At 23.8% G+C, this 206-nt stretch carries 1 protein-coding gene; it reads left to right on the forward strand.

Going from position 1 to position 206, the window contains the following annotated elements:
- Nucleotides 1–198, forward strand: a 198-nt coding sequence (locus tag KGF46_RS20485; protein WP_227862260.1) for a transposase, incomplete at its 5' end; no start/stop codon positions are given.
- Nucleotides 199–206 lie beyond the last annotated feature (8 nt).

A 206-nucleotide genomic window follows, 5' to 3' on the forward strand; every position in this document is an offset into this window, starting at 1 on the left:
TGTAAGCAAAATAATATAGAACTTAGAATTGTTGATAGATTTTATCCATCATCAAAGACTTGTAGCCAGTGTGAAGAGATTAATAAGAATTTAAAACTTAAAGATAGAGTTTATAAATGTAGTTGTGGATTATCTATTGATAGAGATTTAAATGCAAGTATTAATCTTAAAAATGCTAAAAAATATAAGATAGCTTAAATACAAAG

This window comes from Clostridioides sp. ZZV14-6153 (genome assembly GCF_020657855.1).
Classification (GTDB): Bacteria; Bacillota; Clostridia; order Peptostreptococcales; family Peptostreptococcaceae; genus Clostridioides.